This window comes from Rahnella bruchi, from assembly GCF_003614975.1.
Taxonomy (GTDB): domain Bacteria; phylum Pseudomonadota; class Gammaproteobacteria; order Enterobacterales; family Enterobacteriaceae; genus Rahnella; species Rahnella bruchi.
This window is the reverse complement of the sequence record NZ_QZWI01000003.1, coordinates 436,244-461,913: the sequence shown is the minus strand read 5'-3', so window position 1 is coordinate 461,913 and position 25,670 is coordinate 436,244. Positions and strand designations below refer to the sequence as shown.

Annotated in this window: 21 protein-coding genes; 11 read left to right on the top strand and 10 right to left on the bottom strand. The window is 53.4% G+C overall.

Going from position 1 to position 25,670, the window contains the following annotated elements; translation table 11 throughout:
• The first annotated feature begins 188 nt into the window (after nucleotides 1-188).
• The 3 genes from recC to recD are packed head-to-tail and all read left to right on the top strand — an operon-like array spanning nucleotide 189 to nucleotide 9,393.
• Nucleotides 189-3,650 carry an exodeoxyribonuclease V subunit gamma gene (gene recC / locus D5398_RS09325; protein ID WP_120507342.1) on the top strand — a complete coding sequence of 1,154 codons (3,462 nt, stop codon included), beginning with the start codon at nucleotides 189-191 and terminating at the stop codon, nucleotides 3,648-3,650.
• On the top strand, nucleotides 3,647-7,345 hold the full coding sequence (recB, locus tag D5398_RS09320) for an exodeoxyribonuclease V subunit beta (RefSeq protein ID WP_120507341.1): 3,699 nt from the start codon (nucleotides 3,647-3,649) through the stop codon (nucleotides 7,343-7,345). The genes recC and recB overlap by 4 nt, the downstream gene beginning before the upstream one ends.
• Nucleotides 7,342-9,393, top strand: a complete 2,052-nt coding sequence (recD, locus tag D5398_RS09315) for an exodeoxyribonuclease V subunit alpha (protein ID WP_120507340.1) — start codon at nucleotides 7,342-7,344, stop codon at nucleotides 9,391-9,393. The genes recB and recD overlap by 4 nt, the downstream gene beginning before the upstream one ends.
• A gap of 13 nt (nucleotides 9,394-9,406) precedes the next feature.
• Here recD and D5398_RS09310 read toward each other — a convergent pair whose 3' ends face one another.
• From D5398_RS09310 to D5398_RS09300, 4 genes are all read right to left on the bottom strand, one after another.
• On the bottom strand, nucleotides 9,407-9,649 hold the full coding sequence (locus tag D5398_RS09310; RefSeq protein WP_208645923.1) for a hypothetical protein: 243 nt from the start codon (nucleotides 9,647-9,649) through the stop codon (nucleotides 9,407-9,409).
• Nucleotides 9,650-9,772: 123 nt separating this feature from the next.
• Nucleotides 9,773-9,880: a small membrane protein YniD gene (gene yniD / locus D5398_RS09305; RefSeq protein ID WP_013574326.1), complete on the bottom strand. Its 108-nt coding sequence runs from the start codon at nucleotides 9,878-9,880 to the stop codon at nucleotides 9,773-9,775.
• Nucleotides 9,881-9,904: 24 nt separating this feature from the next.
• A complete protein-coding gene (locus D5398_RS25435; protein WP_162940735.1) occupies nucleotides 9,905-10,054 on the bottom strand; it encodes a hypothetical protein in 150 nt (49 codons plus the stop codon).
• A gap of 97 nt (nucleotides 10,055-10,151) precedes the next feature.
• Entirely contained in the window at nucleotides 10,152-11,396 is a 1,245-nt protein-coding gene (locus D5398_RS09300; RefSeq protein WP_120507338.1) for an MFS transporter, read from the bottom strand.
• 114 nt (nucleotides 11,397-11,510) lie between these two features.
• On the opposite strand from D5398_RS09300, the gene D5398_RS09295 reads away from it, so the two are divergent.
• The 3 genes from D5398_RS09295 (at nucleotide 11,511) to D5398_RS09285 (ending at nucleotide 14,246) form a co-directional block, all read left to right on the top strand.
• Entirely contained in the window at nucleotides 11,511-12,419 is a 909-nt protein-coding gene (locus D5398_RS09295) for a LysR family transcriptional regulator (protein ID WP_120507337.1), read from the top strand.
• Entirely contained in the window at nucleotides 12,407-12,595 is a 189-nt protein-coding gene (locus D5398_RS25615; RefSeq protein ID WP_244216733.1) for a hypothetical protein, read from the top strand. The genes D5398_RS09295 and D5398_RS25615 overlap by 13 nt, the downstream gene beginning before the upstream one ends.
• 88 nt (nucleotides 12,596-12,683) lie before the next feature.
• A complete protein-coding gene (locus D5398_RS09285) occupies nucleotides 12,684-14,246 on the top strand; it encodes a diguanylate cyclase (protein ID WP_120507336.1) in 1,563 nt (520 codons plus the stop codon).
• Between the two features lie 54 nt (nucleotides 14,247-14,300).
• On the opposite strand, the gene D5398_RS09280 is transcribed toward D5398_RS09285, so the two are convergent.
• A complete protein-coding gene (locus tag D5398_RS09280) occupies nucleotides 14,301-14,573 on the bottom strand; it encodes a hypothetical protein (protein ID WP_120507335.1) in 273 nt (90 codons plus the stop codon).
• Between the two features lie 90 nt (nucleotides 14,574-14,663).
• Entirely contained in the window at nucleotides 14,664-15,389 is a 726-nt protein-coding gene (locus tag D5398_RS09275; protein WP_244216732.1) for a DUF3053 domain-containing protein, read from the bottom strand.
• 125 nt (nucleotides 15,390-15,514) lie between these two features.
• On the opposite strand from D5398_RS09275, the gene D5398_RS09270 reads away from it, so the two are divergent.
• Both D5398_RS09270 and cspE read left to right on the top strand, forming a co-directional pair.
• Complete coding sequence (locus tag D5398_RS09270; protein WP_162940741.1) at nucleotides 15,515-16,630, top strand: DUF1615 domain-containing protein; 1,116 nt, start codon at nucleotides 15,515-15,517, stop codon at nucleotides 16,628-16,630.
• Between the two features lie 365 nt (nucleotides 16,631-16,995).
• Nucleotides 16,996-17,208 carry a transcription antiterminator/RNA stability regulator CspE gene (gene cspE / locus D5398_RS09265; RefSeq protein WP_056781364.1) on the top strand — a complete coding sequence of 71 codons (213 nt, stop codon included), beginning with the start codon at nucleotides 16,996-16,998 and terminating at the stop codon, nucleotides 17,206-17,208.
• 627 nt (nucleotides 17,209-17,835) lie between these two features.
• On the opposite strand, the gene D5398_RS25430 is transcribed toward cspE, so the two are convergent.
• The 4 genes from D5398_RS25430 to D5398_RS09250 form a co-directional block, all read right to left on the bottom strand.
• The gene (locus D5398_RS25430; protein WP_162940740.1) at nucleotides 17,836-17,973 is read right to left on the bottom strand and encodes a hypothetical protein; all 138 of its coding nucleotides are present in this window, start codon (nucleotides 17,971-17,973) and stop codon (nucleotides 17,836-17,838) included.
• Between the two features lie 539 nt (nucleotides 17,974-18,512).
• Complete coding sequence (locus tag D5398_RS09260; protein ID WP_120507333.1) at nucleotides 18,513-18,716, bottom strand: hypothetical protein; 204 nt, start codon at nucleotides 18,714-18,716, stop codon at nucleotides 18,513-18,515.
• Between the two features lie 136 nt (nucleotides 18,717-18,852).
• Nucleotides 18,853-20,103, bottom strand: a complete 1,251-nt coding sequence (locus D5398_RS09255) for an L-lactate MFS transporter (protein WP_120507332.1) — start codon at nucleotides 20,101-20,103, stop codon at nucleotides 18,853-18,855.
• A 528-nt stretch (nucleotides 20,104-20,631) separates the two neighbouring features.
• Entirely contained in the window at nucleotides 20,632-21,408 is a 777-nt protein-coding gene (locus D5398_RS09250) for an alpha/beta fold hydrolase (protein WP_120507331.1), read from the bottom strand.
• Nucleotides 21,409-21,482: 74 nt separating this feature from the next.
• On the opposite strand from D5398_RS09250, the gene D5398_RS09245 reads away from it, so the two are divergent.
• The 3 genes from D5398_RS09245 (at nucleotide 21,483) to D5398_RS09235 (ending at nucleotide 25,508) form a co-directional block, all read left to right on the top strand.
• Nucleotides 21,483-22,040, top strand: a complete 558-nt coding sequence (locus D5398_RS09245; RefSeq protein WP_244216731.1) for a hypothetical protein — start codon at nucleotides 21,483-21,485, stop codon at nucleotides 22,038-22,040.
• 219 nt (nucleotides 22,041-22,259) lie between these two features.
• The gene (mrdA, locus tag D5398_RS09240; protein WP_120507456.1) at nucleotides 22,260-24,206 is read left to right on the top strand and encodes a penicillin-binding protein 2; all 1,947 of its coding nucleotides are present in this window, start codon (nucleotides 22,260-22,262) and stop codon (nucleotides 24,204-24,206) included.
• Nucleotides 24,207-24,530: 324 nt separating this feature from the next.
• Nucleotides 24,531-25,508 (top strand): sensor domain-containing diguanylate cyclase, encoded by a 978-nt coding sequence (locus D5398_RS09235; RefSeq protein ID WP_120507330.1) that lies wholly within the window; start codon nucleotides 24,531-24,533, stop codon nucleotides 25,506-25,508.
• Nucleotides 25,509-25,670 lie beyond the last annotated feature (162 nt).

Below are 25,670 nucleotides of genomic sequence, written 5' to 3'. Positions count from 1 at the left end.
ATTGAGCGTTGTAAAATGTGTTTACTTAAAAGTAGTTAATTATCAAATGATATTATCAGGTGATTATTAACTCTGTTTACCTCCCGCGCAGGATGGCGCTTCCCGCAATGCCGGTCTCTTTTCCTTTCAATCCTTTCCAAATCCACGCAAAATCTGAACCCTGACAGGCGATAACAAGGGATGCGGGCGTGAATTCAGGTTTGATGGTGTTACACGGAAATCACTCAGAAGCGCTGAGAGACGTGCTGGTCTCGTGGATGGCGGCGCATCCGCTGTCGCCGCTGGAAAATGAAGTGATTCTGGTACAGAGCAACGGTGTCAACCAGTGGCTGAAACTGGCGCTGGCACGTGACGTGGCCGACGGTGGTTGCGGGATCGCGGCAGCCCTGGATATCAAGCTCCCGGCACGCTTTTTCTGGCAGGTTTACCGCGCAGTACTCGGCAAAGAACAGGTGCCGGAATCTTCACCGTTCGACCGTCCGCTGCTGACCTGGCGGCTGATCCGCCTGCTGCCTGAACTGCTTGCCGAACCGGTATTTGCGCCACTGGCTCGTTTCTTAAAAGATGATGGCGATATGCGCAAGCTGCATCAGTTGTCGCAACGTCTGGCAGATTTATTCGACCAGTATCAGGTTTACCGCGCTGACTGGCTGGAAGACTGGGGTAACGGGCTGGATGTTCTGCGTACCAGCCGTAAAGGCAACGAGCCGTTACCGGAAAATCTGCTGTGGCAGCCGCAGTTGTGGCGTGCGCTGCTGGCAGATGTGCCTGAAAATGAACGCGGCACCAGCCGTGCCGCGCTGCATCAGCGGTTCCTGCAACACGCGCAAACCCTTCCTGAAGACCAGCGTCCTGCCGGATTACCCGCACGGCTGGTGGTATTTGGCATCTCTTCGTTACCGCAACAATCTCTGGAACTGCTGGCAGTGCTGGGCCGCTGGACACATATCTTTATGTGTGTGCATAACCCGTGCGAGCACGACTGGAGCGATATTATCGCCGATAAAGATCTGCTGCGCGCACAACGGAAACGCCAGTTACGTAAGCCGGGAATGCCGCAAGTGATTGGCGAAGATGAACTCCATCAGCATGCTCATCCGCTACTGGCGGCGTGGGGCAAGCAAGGGCGCGATTATATCGGTCTGCTCAATGAATATGACAATCACGAATCCTATGCTGCGCAGCTTGCGCCGGTGATCCCGCGTATCGATCTCTTTACGTCGAACGGCACCGATACCCTGTTGCATCAGTTGCAGGAAGATATTTTGCAGCTGCGTCCGCTGGCCGAAACAATCGATGAATGGCCCGCTGTAGATATTCAGCACGACGATTCCCTGCGTTTCTATATTACCCACAGCGCCCAGCGCGAAGTGGAAGTGCTGCACGACCGCCTGCTGGCGGCGCTGGCGGCAGATCTGACGCTGAGAGCGCGCGATATCATCGTGATGGTGCCGGACATCAACGGCTATGCGCCGCACATTCAGGCAGTATTTGGCCTGATGGAGCGTAGTGATCCGCGTTATATCCCGTTCACCGTCGCCGATCAGGGGCCGCGCCAGAACAACTCATTACTTGGCGCGCTGGAAAGCCTGCTGGAACTGCCGCAGTCGCGTTTTGCGGTCAGCGATTTGCTGGATTTGCTTGATGTGCCCTCGGTGCGTCAGCGTTTTGCCATCGAAGAAGAACAACTGCCGCTGCTGCACCGGTGGATCCGCGCCGCTAACGTGCGCTGGGGATTGCATGCGGAACAGCGTCAGAGCCTCGAACTGCCGTTGTCGCCGGAGCAAAACAGCTGGTTCTTCGGCCTGCAACGGATGTTGCTCGGTTATGCCGTGGGCAGCGGTGAAGCATGGGAAAACATTGAGCCGCTGGATGAAATAGGCGGGCTGGATGCGGCGCTGATTGGTCCGCTGTCGCATCTGCTGAACTGCCTTGATGATACCTGGCGTCAGCTGCGCGAACCTGCGCCGCCGCAGGTGTGGGGCGAACGTCTGCGTAATATTCTTTCTCAATACTTTGCAGAAGATGACGGGGAAGACGGCTTTATTTTAGTGCGACTGCATGGCGAGCTGGAAACCTGGCTCGAAGCCTGCGAAAGCGTGGATTTACAGGCCGAACTGCCGCTGTCGGTGGTGCGTGATCACTGGCTGGCGCAGTTTGATCAGACCGGCCTGACGCAACCGTTTTTCGGCGGCGCAGTGACGTTTGCCACGCTGATGCCGATGCGCGCCATTCCGTTCCGCCACGTTTACCTGCTGGGCATGAACGACGGCGATTATCCGCGTAACCGTGTGCCGATGGATTTCGACCTGATGGGGCGTGATTACCGGCCAGGCGACCGTTCGCGCCGCGAAGATGACCGTTATCTGTTCCTCGAAGCGCTGCTTTCCGCGCGCGAACGCTTACACATTAGCTGGGTCGGCCGCAGCATTCATGACAACACCGAGCGGCCGCCGTCCGTACTGGTGGCGCAGTTGCGTGACCATCTTGCGGCTGGCTGGAAAGCGGAAGATGGCGAAGATTTACTGCATGCGCTGACCGTAGAACATCGTCTGCAACCGTTTAACCGCGACTATTTCAGTCAGGAAAGTACGCTGTTCAGCTATGCCCACGAATGGCGCGCCGGACTGGAAGCGGAGACTGTCGCAATGGTCGCGCAACCCCTGCAACCGGTGGAGCAGGAGGGCGCGCTGACGCTGCGTCAGCTGTCGGATTTTCTGTCGGATCCGGTGCGCAGTTTCTTCCGCCAGCGGCTGAATATCTATTTTGAGCTGGAAGATCCCGGCAGTGAAGATCAGGAACCGTTCGACATTAATGCGCTGGAAAACTGGCGTTTGCAGGATGAGCTGATCCGCGCACAGAAATGGGCGCTCGAAACGGGCGTTTCGCGTCAGGACGTTTTACGTCAGCAGCTCGAACGCATTGAGCGGCGCGGCGAGCTGGCACCCGGTGAATTTGCTGCGGTATTGAGTGAGGATCTGGCCGAGCCGATGGATACGCTGTTTGCCAGCTATCAGCAGGTGCTGGATAACTGGCCGCAACCGCTGGCTAATGAGGCGCTGGAGTCTGAAACCGGCGGAGTGATGTTCTCCGACTGGCTGAGCGAACTGCGGGCAAATCCGGCAGGCGACCGCGCGCGTGTTGTGCTGGAAAGTATCGGCATCATGACCAAAGAACGCAGTTATCGCTTCGACCGTCTGCTGCCTTATTGGGTCGCGCATATCGCAGGGCATCTCGACGGAAAGCCTTTACACACGGTGATTGTCAGTAAAAACGGCACCGCTGAATTGCCGTCGCTGGATATTGAACTGGCGCGTAATTTGTGGGAAACGCTGATCGAAACGTGGAAAGCGGGGCAGGTGCGCCCGCTGCCGCTGGCAGTCAAAACCGCATTTGTCTGGCTGAAAAAAGACGGCACGGAGCGCAGCGCGCCAGACAGTGATGCCTGGTTCGCCGCCCGCGACAGTTATGAAAATCATGATCCGGCGAACATGAAATTTGGTGAACGGGACAGCAACGCTTATCTGGCCCGTGCGTGGCCGGATTTCGCGGCGCTCTGGTCAGACGGCGAGTTCGCCCGGCTGGCGGATACCCTGCTGGTACCGCTGAAAAATCACCTATCCCGCAGCAAAAAAGGAGCGAAGGAATGACAGAGCAGACGGTGCCATCCACCCTGAATGTACTGGACTTCCCGCTGACCGGCAGTCGCCTGATTGAAGCCAGCGCGGGTACCGGCAAAACCTTCACCATTGCCGCGCTGTATGTGCGGCTGGTGCTCGGGCACGGAGGCGATAACGCCTTCAGCCGTCCGCTGACACCGCCGGAAATTCTGGTGGTGACCTTTACCGATGCCGCTACCAAAGAGCTGCGCGATCGTATCCGTGAACGGCTGTCCAAAGCGGCGGTGTGCTTTCTGGAAGACCCGCATGAGCCGTCATCTGGCGACGAATTTCTGCTAGACCTGCGCGCGGAATATACGCCGGAGCAATGGCCGGGCTGTGCCCGCAAGCTGCAACTGGCGGCGGAATGGATGGATGAATCCGCCGTTTCCACCATTCACGGCTGGTGTAACCGCATGCTCGGTGAGCACGCGTTTGACAGCGACAGTCTGTTTACTCAGACACTGGAAACCGATCAGACCGAACTGCTGATGAACGTGGTGCGCGATTACTGGCGCAGTTTCTATTTTCCGCTCGGCGAAGAAGAAATCCGTACCCTGCGAACCTGGTGGCGTGCGCCGGAGGATTTACACCGCAGCGTGATGCCGTTGCTGGAATATGCTGAAGAGCTGGGCTCAGAGCAGACGCCAGCGGAAGTGTGCGAAACGGTCAGTCAGCAGAAAGCGGCGGAACTGGCTGAACTTAAAAAAGGCTGGCCGGAGTGGACGCAGGAGCTGCGCACGATCCTTGAGGGAGCGGTGGCGGCGAAAGTGGTTGATGGCCGGAAAATTCAGGCGCGTTATTTCAATCCGTGGCTGGAAAAACTACAGACCTGGGCGACCAGCGATGAAGTCATGCCAGATTTGAAAACCGGCTGGGAGCGACTGACGCCGGAAGGTTTAGCAGAATGCTGGAAGCAGGGGCAACCGCCTGCGCATCCGGCGCTGACGGCGATGGAAACGTTGAAAGCGCATCTGGAAAGTTTGCCGGATGCCCGCAGCGGATTACTGCAACACGCCTGCCGCTGGATCCAGAACCGTTTTGACGCCGAGCAGCAAAAGCGCGCGCAGATGGGCTTCAACGATTTGCTGACCCGTCTGGATGTCGCCCTGCGCAGTGACAACGGTGCGCGGCTGGCGGAGATCATCCGCACGCAATTTCCGGTGGCGATGATCGACGAATTTCAGGACACCGATCCTCTGCAATACCGCATTTTCGACACCATCTACCGTGTGGCAGATAACTCGCCGGAGCAGGGACTTATCCTCATCGGCGATCCGAAACAGGCGATTTATGCGTTTCGTGGCGCCGACATTTATACCTATCTGCGTGCCCGTCGTGATACCGGCGGCCGCCACTACACGCTGGCGACTAACTTTCGTTCCACCCGCGCGATAGTGGCAGCGGTTAACGAAGTCTTTGAATTAGCGGAAAACCGCCGCTCCGGCGAGGGCGCTTTCCTGTTCCGTCACGGTGGGGAAAATCAGGTGCCGTTCGTGGCAGTGGAAGCCAAAGGACGCGCCGACACGCTGGTGATCGACGATGCCGAAGCCACCGCGCTGACGCTATGGTATCCGGAAAATCAGACGGAAACGTTGCCAAAATCGCAATACGTTCAGCTGATGGCGGAAGGTTGTGCGGCAAAAATCGTCCAGCTGTTGCGCCTCGGGCAGCAGGGTAGCGCAGGTTTTGGTCAGCCCGGTGAAATACTAAAACCGGTGATGCCGGGGCATATCGCGGTGCTGGTGAATACAGGCCGCGAAGCCTCGGCGATACGCCTGGCGCTGTCAAAAAGTGGCGTACGCAGTGTGTATCTTTCTGATAAAGAATCGATTTTTGAAAGTGCGCAGGCGGGCGAATTGCAGTACTGGCTGGCGGCCTGTGCCGCGCCCGAGAACGACCGTCTGCTGCGCGCGGCTCTCGGGACGCCTTCTCTGAATCTGAGCTGGGAAGCGCTCGACAGGCTGAATCAGGACGAGAACGAGTGGGAGCGTTACGTTCAGCAGTTTCAGGCACTGCGTACCTGCTGGCGCAAGCAGGGTATTCTGCCGATGCTGCGTCGCCTGATGTGGGAATTCGACGTGCCGCGCCGTTTGCTTGGCCGCGGTGACGAACGCGCGCTGACCGATTTGCTGCACCTTTCCGAACTGCTGCAACAGGCCAGCGTGCAGCTCGACGGCGAACATGCGCTGATCCGTTATCTGGCGGAACAGTGTCAGGATGAACATCAGGGCGGCGATGCCCGCAAACTGCGTCTGGAAAGTGATGCGGATCTGGTGAAAGTCGTCACCGTGCATAAATCCAAAGGGCTGGAATATCCGCTGGTGTTCCTGCCATTTGCCTGTGCATTCCGCGCAGTGAAAAAACAGGATTCACCGCTGAAATGGCATACGCCGGCAGGTGAGCTGGAGGTGGCGCTGAGTGCGTCCGACGAGCAGCTGGCGCTGGCTGACCGCGAGCGTCTGGGTGAAGATCTGCGTAAGTTTTACGTGGCGCTGACCCGTTCGCGCTATGCGTTGTGGCTGGGTATGGCTCCGCTGAAAGAGTTTGAAAAAGGCGCGCCCGGTTATCTGTTTAACGGCGGCGAGGCGGTCGATGCTGACGCGCTGCCCGCCAGTTTACAGGCGCTGGAAACTGAGCATATCCGCGCGTGGCCACTGCCGGTTTCTGACGGGGCGGTGTATCGCAGCGAGCAGACGTTGCCACAACTCGGGCCGCGTCCGCCGCTGCGCACGCACAAAGGGCCGCGCTGGTGGGTATCGAGTTTCTCCGGACTGCAAATCGCACCGGCTGGCACGTACATCATTCCGGAAAACCTGAGCCGCGAGCCGCTCAGAGAAATCGAAAGTGCCGCGCAGGACAGTTATCTGGAAGATCAAAAAACGCAGATCAGTGCTAAGGAGCCGGCGAAAGATCCGCTACAGGAGCTGTCGCTGCCTATGACCGGCGAGAACTTACATGCGTTTCCGCGCGGGCCTGCGCCGGGTAATTTCCTGCACGGTTTGCTCGAATGGGCCGGTGACGAAGGGTTTGCGGCGCTGGCGGCGGATCCGGAACGGATCGCTGATCAGGTCGCGCGACGCTGTAATACGCGCGGCTGGGAAAAATGGATCGTGCCGCTGACCGGCTGGCTGACGGCGTTGCTGACACAGCCTTTGCCATTGCCGGGAGGGAATACTTTTACACTGGCCGAACTGTCGCCTTATCAGGTCGAAATGGAGTTCTGGTTCTCGCTGACCCGCGTACCGACCCGACGCCTTGATAAGCTGGTTCACCAATACACACTGGAAGGCGCGGAGCGTGCGCCGTTGCTGGCGGAAGATCTCAACGGCATGCTGAAAGGTTTTATCGATCTGGTGTTTGAGCATGACGGACGTTACTACGTGCTGGATTACAAATCCAACTGGCTCGGCGAAGATGCCAGCGGCTATGGTCAGGAAAATATGACGCAATCAATGCGCGATCATCGCTACGATTTGCAGTTCTCGCTGTATCTGTTTGCACTGCATCGGCTGTTGAAATCCCGCATACCGGATTACGATTACGACCGGCATATCGGTGGCGCAGTGTATTTATTCCTGCGTGGCAGCCATGCGCCGGGTAACGGCGTCTGCGTTCAGCGACCGGATAAAGCGTTAATGGAACAGCTCGACGCTCTGTTCAGCGGCACGGAGGAACATGTATGAAAATCAACAGCCGTGAGGAGCTTGCTCAACTGCTGGCGAGCTGGGTGGAATGTGGCTGGTTACGAGAACTGGATCGCGCACTGGTGACATTTCTGGCAAAAGAAGCGCCAGACGCACATCCGTTGTTATTGCTGGCGACGGCGCTGACCAGCTATCAGCTGGGGCGCGGGCATGTGTGTCTGGATTTGCAGGCCACGCTCGACGACAGCGCGTTTTCACTCTCTCTGCCACCGGAAGGTGATCATGCTGACAATACAGTGATCCGCCCGGCAACGGTGCTGGACGATCTGAGTTTACAGGAATGGATGGCGGCGCTGGCGCACCCGACGCTGGTCGGGCACGGCGAGGGGAATTCACCTCTGGTACTGAGCGGGCAGCGCCTGTATCTGCGGCGTTACTGGCAGTACGAAAAGAATGTGCGAGCGGCGATTGAACAGCGTCTGGCACGTAGCGCACTGCACACATTACCGGCGCAAATGTTGCAGGCGCCGCTGACGGCGTTATTCCCGTCGGCGAATTCCGCCTCTGCCAACTGGCAGAAACTGGCCTGCGCGCTGGCGGCGGGCAGCGCGTTCAGCATCATTACCGGCGGGCCGGGTACCGGAAAAACGACGACAGTGGTGCGTCTGCTGGCGTTGTTGCAAACGCTGGCGCTGGAAGAAAACGGTCAGCCGCTGCGTATCCGCCTGGCTGCGCCGACCGGTAAGGCGGCGGCGCGTCTGAATGAGTCGATTGCCGGTGCGGTATCTAAACTGGATCTCAGCGGTCTCGCTAATGGCGATTCCGTGCGCGGAAGCATTAATACGGAAGTGGTGACGCTGCACCGTTTGCTGGGCAGCCGCCCGGACACGCGACATTTCCGCCATCATCAGGGCAATCCGCTGATGCTGGATGTGCTGGTGGTGGACGAAGCATCGATGGTCGATCTGGAAATGATGGCGGCGCTGCTGGCGGCGTTACCTGATCACGCACGCCTGATCCTGCTTGGTGATAAAGATCAGCTGGCATCGGTGGAAGCGGGCGCGTTGCTCAGCGAATTATGTCAACGTGCGGCGGGTGGGCATTATCTGCCGCAAACCCGAGACTGGCTGCAAAGTGCCACCGGTGAGCAGATCCCGGATGCGCTGGTGGATCCGCAAGGGTCTGCGATGGATCAGGCTGTCGTCATGCTGCGCCACAGTTACCGTTTTGACGCGCTAAGCGGTATCGGCCAGCTGGCGGAAGCGGTAAACGAAGGCGATGTGAAAACGCTGAAACAGGTCCTGAAACACGGATATGCCGACCTTGCACAGCTTTCCTTAAGCGCTGACGATGACAGCGAACTGCGCAACTGGGTGGTGGAAGGCAGCGCGGCACAGTTCCCTGCGGCGGCAAAACGCGAAGGTACCGAGCCACCGGTCGGCTATCAACATTATCTCAACGTGATGATCAAAGAGCGGCCAGCGGACGACGAACCGCCGGAAGCCTTTAACCGCTGGGCGACAAAAGTGCTGCTGGCGTACAGTCAGTTCCAGTTGTTGTGCGCCTTACGTGGCGGGCGCTGGGGCGTGGAAGGACTCAATCAGCGCATTGCTGAAATTTTATTTAAAGAAGGATTGCTCAAGGCGTCAGTTGGCTGGTATCCGGGACGTCCGGTGCTGGTGACGCGAAATGATTACAGTCAGCGTCTGATGAACGGCGACATCGGCATGACGCTGGAAATTCCCCACCGGCTGGCAGACGGTTCCATGGTGCAGGTGCTGAGGGTGGCGTTTCTGGCCGGAGACGGCACGCAGGACATCCGCTGGGTGATGCCGGGGCGTTTGCAATCGGTGGAAACGGTGTTCGCGATGACGGTGCATAAATCGCAGGGGTCAGAATTTACGCATACCGCGTTGTTACTGCCGGAAAATCTCAGCCCGATTTTAACCCGCGAGCTGATTTATACCGGCATCACGCGTGCGCGTCACTGGTTCAGTCTGGGATGTGTCGGGGGAGTGAATGCTGTTTTACCGGAGGCCGTGAAACGACGGGTATTACGTGCCAGCGGATTGATCGAAAGCGCGTAAGGCGTTGAAGAAATCAGTATTCGTACTCGTGAATTCTGACCGGTTTGCGCAGAGAGCGGGCCTTGTTGCCCGCCACTTTGGTGGCTTTATCCGGATCGCCTGCGACAAACTCCAGCGTAGGTGAGTAATAAAAAGGCAGCCAGCCACCGTAGCCATTCTCCCATTCCCAGCGAACAGGGCAGGGCCACAGAATGTCTTCGTACATGATGTAATAGGTCCATCGCCCATGTGGACGACGTGGTTTGCGGTTATTCATAAGCTGACGGGCAGACTCTTAAAAAACACTGGGGATATTCTGGCTCGCGTGGCGGAAGGTTTCAAGCCCCTGACCGGACTGATGCTTATTTAATCAGTTTTATAAGGGGGAATTTGCAAAACTTTACCCCCAGATCATCGCCGCCCAGCGTAACAGCATCAATGCGCCGCAGATGCAGAGCAGCACCACAACCATTTTCCAGTGTTTGGTCATCATCCTTTTCGTTACCATCACTCCTCCTGCCATCAGGGCATTTTAGTGCGCCATGTGTTCATCCACATAGTGAATAACTTGCTCTTTCAGTTCAGGCACCGCCTGATCAGCCAGCCATTCGAACGCCATCAGCAGCAAGGCTGCGGCGAGAATCACTGACAAAAGTATAACGGCTTTATTACGTGCTTCCATGGTTCTCATTGTTTCATTCTTGCCTGTTTTTTAGTCTGCCAGAAAAAGTGGCGACTGGCAGACTTTCAGACAACTGGTTCCGGAAAGGTTTAAGAAATTATACCTTTTCAGCCGTTTTGAAACTTTGATCCTGTGCCTGCTCTTTAGGAATTTGTGCTGTTATTGTATGGCGGGCACCGGGACGGAAACCGTGATTTTTAGCGCGCCAGGCAATAATCAGGCCTGCTGCCAGCAGAAGCAGCATCGTTTGCGGAAAGGCCTTAACACCAGCAGTTTCCAGCAAAATACCACCGGTTAAGCCTCCGCCCGCAATGGCCAGATTCCACGCCACGACCACCATCGACTGCGCCATATCGGCGTGTTCTCCGGTGGCATCTGCGATAGCCGTTTGCAACAGGGTCGCCGCGCCGCCGAAAGTCAGCCCCCACAGCGCCACACACAAAACGATCATCACGGGTGACTGACTGAAGAAAACGAGTGCCAGGGAAACCAGGGCAAACAGCAGAAGGCTGAGCAGCAGAGTCTGACGCAAGCGCCGGTCAACCCGCAGGCCGGTGATACCAATGCCTGCCAGCGCACCCATCCCAAAGAGCAGTAATATCTGATCAGCCCGTTCGCTCAGACCCGATACTTGCAGGAACGGCACAATGTAGGTGTAAAGCAGGTTATGCGTCAGCATCCACAGCAGGATGACCAGCAAAATGCTGCGTACGCCGGGCATCGTCACCACATGACGCAACGACTGACGCTGACCGGTGGCCTGTCCGGGATAGTCTGGCACTTTTCTGATAACCCAGACCACCAGAAACAGTGTGAGCGCGGACATCACCCCGAACGCCATCCGCCAGCCGAGCAGAGACCCCATCCAGGTGCCGAGCGGAACGCCCACCGACAGCGCCAGCGGCGTACCGACCATCGCCACCGACAACGCGCGTCCTTGTTGCTCAACCGGTACCATCCGCCGCGCATAGCCAGCCAGTAAGCCCCACGCCAGACCCGCCGCTGCACCCGCCATCCAGCGGGCAAACAGCGTCAGAATATAATGCGTGGAGAACGTGGTGAGGGTATTGAAAACCAGAAACCCGACGATGGCGGTCAGCAACGCAGTGCGGCGGTTCCAGCCCCGTGTCAGTGCCGCAAGGGGGATCACCGCCATCAGCGAACCGGCGGCATATAGCGTGATCAGCTGGCCGGCCAGAGCCTGCGAAATATTCAGACCTGTGGCAATTTGCGGCAGTAATCCGGCGGGCAGCGTTTCGGTCATGATGGCGATAAAACCGGTCAGCGCCATCGCCAGTAAGGCCGAAAGCGGAAGGGGCGATTTTTGTGCAGTAGAATTCATGTGTTATCTCAGTTTCAGAAAGAATTAAATCACGATAGAGAACTCCCTGTTGCGGAAAAAGTAGGGTAGATTTCCAGAGTATGCGGACGCTGATGTCCTTAATCGGAGGTGAGGGTGGAAAGTCTTAGCAGCCTGAATACGTTTGTGCATGTGGCGGAAACCCGCAGCTTTGTCGCCGCCGGGCGGATCTTAGGGATTTCCGCGTCGGCGGTGGGTAAAAGCATTTCGCGGATGGAAACCAAACTGAATGTGCGGCTGTTTCACCGCAGTACCCGCAGTGTCACGCTGACGGCGGAAGGTTCGCTGTTTCTCGAGCGTTGCCGGCGCATTGTGGCGGAACTCGAAGCGGCAGAAAGTGAGCTGTCGCAACTGGCGGAATGTCCACGCGGCAGGCTGCGGCTGAGTCTGCCGCAGGTCAGCACGCTGTTGTTGCCGGTGCTGGGCGAGTTTATGCGCCGTTATCCCGACATTGAACTGGATCTTGATTTCACCGATCGCATTGTTGACGTGGTGGAAGAAGGTTTCGATGCCGTGGTGCGAACGGGTCAGATGGCTGATTCACGGTTATCGATGCGCAAGCTCGGCACTTTCCATCATTTGCTGGTCGGCGCACCGGCTTACTTTGAGCAGTACGGCAGGCCTGCGAAACCGCATGATCTGGCCGATCACCGTTGTTTGCATTTCCGCTTTCCGAATAGCGGAAAACTCGAACCCTGGCCTTTGCCGGAATATCAGGATTTAGCGCTGCCGGTTTCGATGGTTTGCAATAATATAGAAACGCGTCATTGCTTTGCCCTGCAGGGCTTGGGCATCGCCTGTTTGCCGGATTTCAGTATCCGCAAAGAACTGGCCCGCGGGCAGCTGGTGACAGTGCTGGATGAGTACGTGAAGCGCAGTGCCGACTTTTTTATTTTGTGGCCGTCGGGCGGTTATATGACACCGAAACTTCGGGTATTGATCGACTTTTTCAGCGAGCGGGTGTTTCCCGAAAATCCGGAGCTGGCGCTGTTATGTCCAAATTAAATCTGTCTTTGGCAAAGGGAGTTTTTTTGATGAGTCATAGCGTCGTAGTTGAACTATTTTCGTCTGCTGATCAGCGGGGCGTCGTTGATGTGATTTTACCTGTGCAGAATCAGGAATTCGGGATTGCGATAACTGAAGAGGGGGCCGGCATTTCTCAGGCTTTAATACCTGAATAAACCGCCCTGACTGCGGCATATCAAAATCACTGCCCCACATACTGCTATTCTCTGTATTAATTATGGTCATCAGCTCAACGGACAGAGAATGGATCAGCAGCGGCGGTTTGCATTTAATCTTAAGAGGCTGATATTGCTTCTGGCGCTGGTGAGCACGGTTATTACCTTGCTCAGCAGCTATCTGGCAATATTTCAGGTAGAAAAAAAACTTCTCATCGAATCGTCCTTACGGGCGAGTCAGTCGTATGCGACCAGACTGTCGCTGACGGCCGATCTGTTTTTCAATGCAGCACAAAAACAGGTGGCTTACAGCGCAGACTTGTTGGGTGATGAATTTGACAATATTGATGCCCTCACCGAAGAAGCCGACCGTTTACATGTTCAGAGCAAGCGGTTCAGCTCGGTTCTGGTGGTGGATAAAACCGGTGTGGTGCGTGCCGCTTCGCGAAACTCAGCGGATATGGTTGGCATCAAACTGGTGTCCGACGCCAATACGGCGGCACTGTCCACACATAACCCGGTACTCAGCTCTCCGTTTCGTACTGAGCAAGGCAATCACATCATTGTCCTGTCAGCCCCTGTGCGCAATGCCCGTGGCGGCTATATGGGCTATCTGGCGACAGAAATCGATCTCAGTAAAAGCAGTATCGTCGATTCATTGATCAATGCGCGTAACTACCGCAAAGACGCCTATATCTATGTCATCGACCATGAAGGGGATGTGCTTTACCGCGCGGCGTCTGGCTGGATTGAAAGTGCGCCGGAAGGACGCCTGAATAAAGCCCAGCTGGGTGACAAAACTCAGGGGTTTGTGCGCATGAAAAACTTGCAGGGAGAAGAATCTCTGGTCGGTTTTTCAACGATGGACGTAGCGGGCTGGACCGTTCTGGTGCTTCATCCGGCGCAGGCCGATGTTATTTTGCTATATCACGTGATGATACAGGTTCTGCTCTATACGCTGCCGATCGTGATACTGGTCTTTATCGGCATCTGGTTACTGACACGTTATATTTCGCGGCCACTTCGACAGCTGGCATCCAGGGCGGACACTATGGACTCCAAGGACGTCTCCAAAGAAATTGAGCAGGTCAACGCCTGGTATTATGAATCGTCCAAGCTGAAAACTGTGATGTTGCAGGGGATCCGCCTTTTGCATCAGCGCATCGAAAAGCTCAGTACCGAAGCGCATACCGACCCGATGACCGGCCTGCTGAACCGGCGTGGTTTTTATGAGCTGGTGGATAAACAGCTGACAGAATCCGCGCGGATAGCGGTTATTACGCTCGATATCGATCACTTCAAAAAGATAAACGACACTTTCGGTCATGATGTTGGTGACGTGGTGATCACGCAGCTGGCGCGGCTGATTCTGGACAGCTCAAGGGAAGGGGATTTGCTGTGCCGTATGGGCGGCGAAGAATTCCTGTTATTGCTGCCCGGCGCATCAGTGACGCAGGCTATTCAGCTGGCAGAGCGTTTGCGACGACAGGTTGAGTCTCAGCATTTTGACGGTGCGGGGAACGTCACGATTTCGCTGGGTGTCACGCATTTCTATCCTGAGAGGGACAATATTGACGGCGCACTGAAAACGGCGGACAAAGCGTTATATCAGGCGAAAAATGAAGGTCGTAACCGGGTTAAAAATTTGTAATTACGAAATGTGATTGAAAAGGCTCAGGCAGATTGCCCGAGCTTTTTTTGAGTTTTAGCGGGTGCCCGGCAACAAGGATTCTGTGCACTTAAAGACATCTTCGCGGAATTTGCGGGAAGCGTCATCCAGATCTGCCTGATTCGCGACGTCAGCACGGTTGGCTTCCAGTGCCTGATTGACCGCGATGGTAAACGCGTTTTCCTGGCTGGCATTGAGCACATTGCCGACGCTGCCAAACAGCAGGCGCATGGCAGAAATCTGCACCAGAAGTTCACGGTTTACGCGCTCGAGCTGGTCCACGCGCTTATTCAGGGTATCGTCATTCATAGGTGTCTCCTTATTTAATTGCCGCACACCATAACAAAAGCATCGCCATGAAAAAACCGCCTTGCGGCGGTCTGTTTGCTGGCTGCGGGTTTAACGTACCATTTGCTGCATCTGACGACTCAGCTGCATCAGCTGTGCATTGAGCGGCACCAGCTTTTGCTGAATAGCGTTGTATTTATCCAGTTGTTTCTGATTGGCAAATTGCAGACGGTTGCCGGTGATGGTGACATTTTTACCCTGACTTTTGATGAAATCGGCTTTCTCGACAATCAGGTTCAGTACCTGCGGCAGTAAGTCGAATACCTGTTCAGTGACCACGGAAGGCTGAACGATGGTTTTATCGTAAGCCTGATCATAGATTTTTTTCAGGTCATCAGGCTGTTTCAGCGCCGCATGTTGCGTGTCGGCCTGCGTTTTCAGCATCGTGATTTTTTCTTTCCATCTTTCGCTGCTGTCCGCCATTTTCTTCAAGTCGTCACGCTGTTCAAGCAGGTTATTGACGCTGTTCACGCCGTTCATTCCTGCAAAAACCGGCACCAGCGAGGAATCCAGTTCAATGTTCATCTGATGATGAAATCCGGTAATGATGGCGTAATCTTTACTGTAATCACCAAACTCTTTTTGCTGCGCTTCACTCAGCTGCGGCACGGCCAGAACCGGTTTATCCAGAATGCGGGTCTGAAGAAAATCGATGAATGCTTTTCGCTGTGCAGGTTCTTTATCGCCACAACCGCTGATGGCAAACACCATCATTAACAGCATAAAAGGCAGCAAAAATGCGCGGTGTAAAGTTGTTGTCCGGGTCGCAGAATGCATAATTTCCTTGTTCCTTTATCTCCATCATCAGAGTTCTCACCTTACCGCATAAAGATAATTTTTTGCTAGATCAGCATGGCTATCTTCGTTAACGTCACCTTCAGGGTAATTATTTCAGGGAAAGGATGATTTTGATCCGTAAGCTATTTTCAATACGACGTTTTGCTCCGGTTCTGGCGATGGTTGTGCTCGCCGGGTGTACATCCACGAAAAAAAGTGAGGCTCCGGCGCAAAATCCGCATGATGTGAAAGCGGATATCGTCAGGTTGCTGCCTGCCACTGCGCCGGACAAAAAAGGCTGGGCGACGGACATTACTGCCGCATTAACCACGCAGAATATTCCGGCGACAACAGAGAACATCTGTTCGGTACTGGCGGTTGCACAGCAGGAATCCAATTTTAATCCGGATGCGCCTGTACCCGGCCTGGGCAAGATTGCGTGGAAAGAAATCGACCGGCGCGCCGATGCGGTTCATGTGCCGAATTTCCTGGTACACACAGCGCTGCTGTTAAAATCGCCGAACGGTAAATCTTACAGCGAGCGGCTGGATAATGTAAAAACCGAGAAACAGCTCAGCGCCATTTTCGATGACTTTATTGATATGGTGCCGATGGGGCAGAAACTGTTTGGCAACCTGAATCCGGTGCATACCGGCGGTCCGATGCAGGTCAGCATCGCCTTCGCCGAGCAGAATGCTAAGGGATACCCGTACCAAATTGACGGCTCTGTTCGTAACGAAGTCTTCAGCCGCCGCGGTGGGGTGTGGTTCGGCGTGAAACATCTGCTGGGCTATCCGACCCATTACTCGCAGTCACTCTACCGCTTTGCCGATTTCAATGCCGGCTGGTACGCCAGCCGTAACGCCGCATTCCAGAGTGCGGTCAGTAAAGTGTCGGGCATTCCGCTGGCGCTGGACGGCGATCTTATAAATTACGGCACTGAAAAACCGGGCAGCACTGAGCTTGCAGTACGCACGTTGAGCAAGCGTCTGGATGTCAGCAACAGCGCAATCCGTAAAGCCCTGGAGAAGGGCGAGCAACTGGAGTTCGAGGACACGACGCTCTATAAGCAGGTTTACGCCCTGGCGGATAAAACCACAGGTAAACGTCAGCCACGTGAAATGCTGCCGGGCATTACGCTGGAAAGTCCGAAGATTACCCGCAAGCTGACCACCGCATGGTTCGCCAAACGAGTCGACGGGCGCCGTACGGAATGTGTAAAGCGCGCTAACGCCAGCTGACGTAAAGTAAAGATTCTTAAAGCCTGCCAGATATTGGCAGGCTTAATATTTTTCTCATCAGGCTACAGCCACCGTCAGCGGCGGCTTGAGGGTTATTTTGTACAGAAATAAAAATAGTGCAGATATAATCCCGATGAAATTAACGCTTGCTTAATAAATCCTGCTGTGTGTAAATAGCGTCAACGGTTTGTGGTTAAGACCTATTTATGTAAGACATTTTAGTAAAGCAGTTCCTGGTTCAAGTGATATAGCAAATCCTTTCTCCGACGAATTTCCTTCTCTGATGCATCCATAAGTATTTCAAATAAAAACAGACCTGTCTTGCCCTATGGCATCATAAAATAAAAACGAAGAAGGTATTTCCTATGTCTAATAAAATGACTGGTTTAGTAAAATGGTTTGACGCTGGTAAAGGTTTCGGTTTCATCAGCCCTGCAGACGGCAGCAAAGACGTGTTCGTTCACTTCTCTGCAATCCAGAGCAATGATTTCAAAACCCTGGACGAAGGTCAGAACGTTGAGTTCACCATCGAACAAGGTCAGAAAGGCCCTTCAGCGGGTAACGTTGTCGTTCTGTAATGTCGCCAGATATTGAAGTTAACACTCTGCAATAGCGAAGATGGGTTAAACCCGGAGCAGACAGAATAATTATTTCAGTATCGACATTCTAAATGATAAAAATAAGCCCTGGCCAATGCCGGGGTTTATTATTTAAAAGCTTCTGAATTTATTTCCAGGAGCCACAACAGAAAAGCCGGTTGAATTATTTCGCCACCAGCCGTTTTTTCTGTTGTGAAAAGGCCGTGCTCAGGCCGTGCAATGTCGGAGTGTACGATGGACGCTTGCACCATAATATGACGGCCGGGAAAGCACCGGCACTCCTTTACTTCATCCTTTGGGCTGACTCAGCGTTGGCTTCCTTCGCTCACCCCAGTCACATCCTCATGTGTGCTCCCAGGGTCTCGCTCAGTTGCCGCCTTGATTCAACCCAAATGCTTCGTAAATAAGCAGTGTATTCAATCCCAATCCAAATGACGCCTTTGCCGGAAAACAGGCAAAAAAAAGCCCGCACGCGGCGGGCAAAATAACAGGGTTCTACAGGGGTATTACACAGGGACATCACACAACATTTGATGGATTTAAGATATCAAACCCTGTGTATGGTTTTGTCATCGCCCGGTAAGGTTAATCCAGCAGATGTAAGGCTTATTTGTCGGCGTAATGCGAGATGACTTGATCGATTTTGGCGTCCGCCAGCGCAATTCCTTTCTGAATCAAAGATTCAGAACCGATGCTTGCCAGCACGATGACGACGGCAACAATCATTAATCCTTTGTATGTCATGTTTCAATCCTTCCGCTTTGACTGCTCAGTTGCAGCATTATGCGGCGATACCGGCTGTATCGCCACGTGGCAAAACGGAAAAAGGAAGAAAAAACGTTATGCGGCCAGGTGACTGACGGAGAAATGCGTGACCAGACCGATGATGATCAGCAGAGCTATCGCCGCGGCGGTGTAGAGAATAATGCGTTTCGGGCTGTAGAATTTCATATAATATCCTTATTTTTCCATCACATACAACGTTGCCGGATTAGAGAAACTCCATCATCAATGCCATCATGTAACCGATCCCGACAGAGCCCCCGACCATAATTAACCAAAATGCAGTTGCCTTCATTTCACACTCCTTGTGCTGGGTTGATCATTCAGATAATCAATTTACCGTAGAAATTATATCAAACATAAAAATTATGGGGATAAATATCTGCTCTAAATTTGATCACTTCGTCCGAAAATTCTCATCAAGTGCGGGGCAATTCTGGATAAGGGCTGGCAGGCTGACCGCAAAATACCGGGCAAACGCAAGCTTTGCTGCGGAGGATTTATTTCAGGTAATCGCTGCTGGCGGTCAGTTTGTTGTGCGCACTGGCATCAATGGTCGTGGAAGGGCGGGTACCGCTTTCGCTGGCTTTGCGGTTCAGTTCAGAAGCCACTTCCTGCGAGCTGGAAGGATGGAGTGCGGCGAAGCTGTTAAAGGTGGTCATTGCGATCATCAGGCTGAAAAGAGCGAGGGCAGTGCGTTTCATTTTACGGGTGTCCGGTCGGTTCACATTTTGTCATAGGGATTGTGTGATTCAGCGGCCGATTTTATATGCTTTATTCATAAGAAACGGGAGCAAATTGTGCTCCCGTTCATCATTTATGATGCGCTCAGCTGCTGCTTTACACGTGCTGGAGCGTATTATGACCTGCTTCTGATTTATTCGGTAAGCGAATCGTGGCAGAAAGAACCAATGACACAATCAATAATACAGTGATGATGCTGAAGGTCACAGCGAAGCCACCGAACAGGGATGCCACCAGAGAAGCGAAGATGCTGCCGATACCGAAGCCCAGATACAGCAGGCCGTAGTTTTTGGTCATGTTGTTCAGGCCAAAGAAGTCGCTGACCAGCGACGGGTAAACGGTGATGGTACCGCCGAAGCTGAAGGCCACGCAGGCGACAGAGAGGAAGAACATCGTCTCGTTCATCTGAGTGAACAACATCAGACTCATCCCCGCCAGTGAAACAATCTGCGCGATAGAGATAACGCGGATACGCTGTATTTTGTCAGACAACACACCCAGCACCAGACGCCCGCTCAGGTTGGCAATCGCAATCACGGTGACGGCGTTGGCGGCGGTCAGTGCATCCAGTTTAACCAGGCTCTGGCCGATATCTTTGGCCACACCAATCACATACAAACCACTCATGCAGGCAGTCAGGAACATCAGCGCCAGCATCCAGTATTGTGGGGCGCGGATGGCTTCTGCCAGTGTGAAATCGCGGGTGTCATTGGCGCTGTCATTGAGACTGTTTTCTTCACGGGTGACGTTTGCGGTTTCCTGTTTCGGCGCATCTTTCATCATCATCGCGCCGGCAATAACCATCACCATCGCAATCCCCCCCCAGATCATGAAGGTATTTTGCAGACCTTCGGTGGCCAGCAGATGGCCGCAAACGAATTTAAATAACAGACTGCCCAGACCGTAAGCGCCGATAGAACAGGCTGAAATCAGGCCTTTGCGCTCAGGGAACCATTTCACGCAGTTGGTGAGGGTCAGCAGGTAACCGGCACCGTCCGCCAGACCGACCAGCACACCGGCGCTGATGTAAAGCATCAGAACGTTGTCAGAATGCGCAGTCAGTGCAAAACCGGCGGCCATCAGTAAGCCTGCGGCGATGGTCACGGTACGCACGCCAAAACGTTCCTGAAGTTTACCGGCAACGGAAGAGGCCAGTGCCAGGCACAGGCTCAGGATCCCAAAGGTCAGTGCCACGCGACTCACCGGCTCACCCAGTTTCTCAGACAGCTGACCGTTAAACAGGCTCCAGGTATAAACGGAACCCAGCGCAAGCTGAGTCATGATGGTGCCGATTAAAGTCAGCACGCGTGTGCGGTTGTAATTCTGCATGCCAGATTTGTCACTCATAGTGGGTTCTCCCGAGCGAAGTAGATTCAATTAACTGTGGCTATGATAAGTCTGGCGAAGTGGGGTGGCGCATTTGGGGAGTGAGTTGCATGAGTTGCGGAATGAAATGCATCCATGACGGTATGAGTCGCCATTTTCGGCTTAAAAACACCCCGAAATTGGACTTAAAACACCGCTGCAGCCCTTGCGGGGCGCGGGTTTTAGTTGATCTGGATCACTAAACCTTCATTTAGTTTTTTCAGACCCGGTTACAAATTTTGTTATAACCTTTCCGTTGTATCGTTGGGGGGCATAACGTTGTGCTTTCGGAGGTTTGGTCGTACCTTTCCCGCACTCTACATTTTTACTTTCAATGCTAACTAAAAGACATTTTCTTAGGGTTCCGCGTGTGTCCCTGTTACCCGACGCGTCGGTTTGCTGACGCCATGCCGGTGTTTTATTTTCAGTCTGCTGCTGCGCCCAAACAAATCCGCGAGTTTGCGCACTTACTCGGGCATCAGGCAGACATCACAAATTCATCGTTTTGATCTATAACGCTTCTGCATTCAGCGCCACATTAATTGCGGCTGCGACGCCGGTCGGGTTTTCCCACATCATTGAATGACCGGCCTGAGGTACTATGGCGGTATGAATCCCGTGTTGCGGCAGAATGGCGACATCCGGTTCCGGCAGTGAAAATTCGCCAAACAAAACGGTTGCAGGTATTTCCAGCTGATAAAGTTGTTCGCGCCATGAAACCGCTTCACCGTTCACCAGTCCGATGGCCTGGCGGTGAATAGCAAGTGGCGAAGCGATGCTCATACATCCCGCCCAGATATGATCATTCCCGCGAACCGCGACTTTAATCAGATGTGCATGGCCTTCGCGCAGATAATCTTCTTCAGAATATTGAGCGACAGCGCGGCTGAATATCCCGCCTCCTGCATCCAGATTTGGCTCAGCGACAATCAGACGCTGGATCAAATCGGGGCGTTGCGCCGCAACCATAATGGCGATACTGCCGCCCATGCTATGGCCAATCAGATTGACCTGCGGCACCCCAAGGCTTTCGAGCCACGTGATAACGCAATCAACGTGCGCCTGCAGGCTGTAGCTGAAGTCGTCGGGCTTATCGCTGTAGCCCGAACCGGCTAAATCGAGCAATAATGAGCGGCGCGGGCGCAATGAAGCATCGGTCGCCACGCGCGGAAAATCACAAGAAGACGCACATCCCAGGCCGTGGATAAAGACCAGCGGAACACCCAGCCCGGACAATTCATGGAAGCGTAAATGCATTTCCGTACCGGGTACTTTGAACGATTTCATCTCAATCCTTTACTAACGGCTTAAGTACAATCTGCGGATTATAGGCAGAATATTCCGCACCGGCAGTAGAAAAAATGAGTAAACAAACTGAGAGCATAAGCCTGTGCGAAGTTTATTCTTTTTGCCTGAATAATCGGCAGCTCAACGTGGCATATCCAATAATTTGGCTTAAAACATTTAGCCCGCGAATATTTCTTTTGCAGCCCCTTTCTATCAGCCGGACAAGTGATAGCATGAACCTCTTGCTCACTTTATGGATTTATCTGATGGTCAGGTTAGGCGGTTGTGTGGCGGTGATTTTGGCGCTGGCGTCGTTTTCAGCATCGGCTGTCACGCAGTATCAGTGCGTGTTAACTCATCATACGCAGTCTGATGACGGGAATGATGTTTCTGAAGTCGTGAACAAAAATGCGCAGGTTTATGATGCGGGGAATACTTTCAGTTTCTCACCTGATGGCAGCAAAATGGTCACCAGTCCTGAACTGACAGATATCATCGGAAAAGACAATCAGCCGATGAAAGCCGGTGCTCAAGATAACCTGATGTATATTCATACGAAGGACAGTTTTGTTGTGGCGACCCAATCAGAAGGCTATGTCTACGGCGATTGCAAAGTGAATACTGCGAAGTAAAAATCTGGTGTTCTGCATTTTCTGATTCAGGGGGCGTTGAGCCTGTGCCAGCCCCCTGTAATATCGCCCTGCAATAATTAGAAACACTCAAGCCACTTCATTAGCACACTTCTTATAGTCGTCCGTTGCATGACGGGCTATCCTTTCGCACTTTTCCAGTCCCCGTCTATTCATTTTCGCCCGCTTCAAGAAGCAGACAAAAAAGGTATTTGCCCGCTTATGGCCTTACTTAACGACGAAATTCGCGACCATACTGCCGAGTCCGTCCTTTTCGTTCGTCGTGCCGTGATTGCATTTTTAGTCGTGATCTTGCTGTCTTCTGCGCTGGTGTTCAATCTGTACCACCTTCAGGTGGGCATGCACGATTTTTACCAGACCCGTTCGAATCAGAATGACATCAAAATGCTGCCGATCGCCCCCAGCCGCGGGCTGATTATGGACAGAAACGGCGTGGTGCTGGCGCAAAATATTACCCTCTACCAGATTGAAGTGATCCCCGGCAAGGTGCCGGATCTCAAAGCTACGCTGAACGCACTGACGCCGATTGTCGATCTGACGCAAGACGATTTGGACAGTTTTCACGACTCCATGATCCACGGTCGCCGCTTTGCGCAGATCCCGTTAAAACTGGCGCTGACCGATGTGGAGGTCGCCCGTTTTTCCGTCAATCAGTTTGATTTCCCCGGCGTTTCCATCAGTACGTATCAGCAGCGCCGTTATCCGTACGGCGCAGAACTGGCGCACGTTGTCGGCTACGTTTCTAAAATTAATGATAAAGATGTCAAACGTCTGGATGCTGAAGGGATCTCGGAGAATTACGCTGCTGACCACGATATCGGCAAACAGGGCGTTGAAAAGTATTATGAAAGTATCTTGCATGGCCGCACCGGTTATCAGGAAGTAGAGGTAGATAACCACGGCCACGTGGTGCGTCTGCTTAAAGAAGTTCCGCCGCAGGCCGGGCAAAACATCTACCTGACGCTGGATCTGGATCTACAGCAGTACATCGAAAAAGTTCTGAAAGGTCAGCGTGCGGCAGTAGTGGTAATGGATCCGCGTGATGGCGGCATCAGAGCGATGGTCTCCAGCCCGAGTTATGATCCGAATCCGTTTGTGAACGGGATTTCCAGTAAGCAATACAGCGCATTATTGAAAAACCCCGACCTGCCGCTGATCAACCGTGTTACGCAAGGCCTTTATCCGCCAGCTTCCACAGTCAAACCGTTTATGGCCACTTCAGCGTTGTTTGAAGGGGTGATCACACCACAAACCACCTTCTTTGGTGCGCCGACATGGACGTTGCCCGGCACCGAACGTCATTACCGTGACTGGCTGAAAACCGGCCATGGTTTGCTGAATGTGACCAAAGCTATTGAAGAATCTGCAGATACGTTCTTCTATCAGGTGGCCTATGAAATGGGCATTGACCGCATTCATACCTGGCTGAGCAAATTTGGCTACGGGAAGCCGAGCGGGATTGATCTCGACGAGCAATACAGTGGCGTGTTGCCGAGTCGGGAATGGAAAATGAAAGTCCATAAAAAAGTTTGGTATCAGGGAGATACGGTTTCAGTCGGTATTGGTCAGGGTTATTGGGTAGCGACACCTATTCAGATGGTGCGTGCACTCGCTGCGCTGGTTAATAATGGAAAACTGGAAACACCGCATCTGCTTTATTCATCAAAAAGCGGCAAAGTTATTACCCCTTATAAAATGCCTCCGACGGAGCAAATAGCGGATCCGAAATCGCCGATCTGGGGTATCGTGAAAAACGGTATGTATGGAATGGCGAATTTCCCGAATGGTACCGGTTATAAATTATTCCACACCGCGCCTTATCAGATTGCAGCGAAATCAGGAACTTCGCAGGTATTCAGCCTGCGTGAGAATCAGGTTTATAACGCCAAAATGACCCCGGTGCGTTTGCGTGACCATATTTTCTACACGGCGTTTGCGCCTTATAAACATCCGTCTGTGGTGATGGCGCTGATATTAGAGAATGGCGGTGGTGAGGGCGTGGTAGCCGGACCGACAGCGCGTGCGATCCTCGACCATATCTTCCTGCCGCCACAGGCGACGACGTGCGACCCGGCTAAAGTCGATAATCCGGCGGATTGCGAACAACCGGTTCCGACACCCAATTCCCTGGGCTTTAGCGAACATTAATTTGGCTTAAATATGACGATTGCGACTTTACAGATTTCTCCTAGCGGGGAGGTCTGAAAAAGTCGCAGACGCTGTATTTACAGCTTCTCGCTGTCTTTGAATTAAATTAGAGACTAAGATTTCTAATGTATACCTGTACAAATCCTGTGACAGGTTTCCATCTTGTATAAGTTTTTTGCTATTGTTTTTTCTCACGAGAATATAAAGAGCCAATATCTCTAACTCTTTCTTAATTATTTCTTTGAACCGGGAAATCTGTTTCACCTGATGGCTGATTTATTGCCATCTGATCGACAGGTGAAGCATGAAATATGAGGCCTGTGAATGAAAACGCCAGAAATGCCCGCTGACGAGGCGAAGCGTCTCCATGCTTTGCGCGCCTACAACCTGCTTGATACGCCCCCTGAAGAACGCTTTGATCGCCTGACCCGCCTGGCCAGAAGACTGTTTGATGTCCCCATTGCTCTGGTATCTTTGGTGGATGTGAACCGGCAATGGTTTAAATCCTGTCAGGGACTGGCGGTCACCGAGACTTCGCGTGACGTTTCATTCTGCGCGCATGCGATTCTGGATAATGAAATCATGCTGGTGCCCAATACCCTCAGTGATGAACGTTTTTACGATAATCCGCTGGTGACCGGCGATCCGGGGATCCGTTTTTACGCGGGTTGTCCGCTGATCGTGCCCAATGGCAGTTCTCTCGGCACTCTGTGTCTTATCGACGTGAAGCCCCGTGATATGGGGGATGATGAGCGCCAGCTGCTGCGCGATCTGGCTAAAATGGCAGAACAGGAAATCGGAGCACTGCAAATGGCGACCATGGATGAGCTGACGTTGGTCGCCAACCGGCGCGGCTTTGAAGCGCAGGCCCAGCAGGCACTGACCGCGTGTCAGCGTCTGGGAATGCCGGCGACTATGTTGTTCTTCGATCTGAATGATTTTAAAGAGATCAATGACCGCTTTGGTCACGCTGAAGGGGATCGGGCACTGATCGTTTTTGCCGGGATCCTCAGCGGTTTGTTGCGTGAAACGGACGTCGTCGGGCGTCTTGGCGGTGATGAATTTGTGGCGCTGCTCACTAATGCCAGTCATCTGGAAGCTGCTGAAATTATGCAGCGTTTGTATGAGGCCGTCGTGGGGTGGAATCTTCATGAACAGCGTGGTTATGATATTAAATTCAGCGTCGGACAAATTGAGTATGCCGGTGACAGACATCCGTCGGTGCAGGCCTTACTGGCGGACTCTGACCAGGCCATGTACAGCCATAAACAGCTGAGCAAAAAGGTCGTTATTAACCACTGACCGCCGGTTGTCATAAAATGGCGACAATGCGTTATTTGTGTGTCTCTGTTTGGCGACACTTAACGTGATGATATTTAGATACTTTTTTATTATTGCAATATTATGTTGGTTTCTGGCGACACTAAGGTTGTTTATTCATCAGCTTAACTGTGCTTTTACAGA